The organism is Metabacillus herbersteinensis (assembly GCF_042433335.1).
Lineage (GTDB): Bacteria > Bacillota > Bacilli > Bacillales > Bacillaceae > Metabacillus > Metabacillus herbersteinensis.
In genome coordinates this window covers 1-706 of sequence record NZ_JBHLVO010000095.1, presented here as the reverse complement: position 1 = coordinate 706, position 706 = coordinate 1, and the positions used below count along the sequence as shown (strand labels likewise).

The 706-nt window shown below is 54.2% G+C and carries 1 rRNA gene; it reads left to right on the top strand.

The features are described 5' to 3' along the window. Window positions 1-706 (top strand): 23S ribosomal RNA (locus tag ACFFIX_RS27840); the annotation flags it as partial.

Here is a 706-nt window from a genome sequence, read left to right as displayed (position 1 = left end):
GAAGGCTAAGACAGTCAGGAAGTTGGCTTAGAAGCAGCCATCCTTCAAAGAAAGCGTAATAGCTCACTGATCGAGTCCTCATGCGCGGAAGATGTAACGGGGCTAAGTCAATAACCGAAAGCGCGGATTTGCACGATGAGTGCAAGTGGTAGGGGAGCGTTCTGTAAGCCTGCGAAGGTGGTTCGAGAGGACTGCTGGAGGTATCAGAAGTGCGAATGCTGACATGAGTAACGTTAAAGCGGGTGAAAAGCCCGCTCGCCGGAAGACCAAGGGTTCCTGTCCAACGTTAATCGGGGCAGGGTGAGTCGACCCCTAAGGCGAGGCCGAAAGGCGTAGTCGATGGGAAACAGGTTAATATTCCTGTACTTGGTGTTACTGCGAAGGGGGGACGGAGAAGGCTATGTTAGCCGGGCGACGGTTGTCCCGGTTTAAGCATGTAGGCTGGTTATCCAGGCAAATCCGGATAATCAAGGCTGAGGTGTGATGACGAGGCACTACGGTGCTGAAGTAACAAATGCCCTGCTTCCAGGAAAAGCCTCTAAGCATCAGGTAACATCAAATCGTACCCCAAACCGACACAGGTGGTCAGGTAGAGAATACCAAGGCGGGGGAAGCGACAGCGGAAACCATCGTTAGCGCCGCCAGCGGCATCGGCCAGGAGGCGGCATGATGGGACACGCATGGCTTAAACATCGCGAAGCGCTGC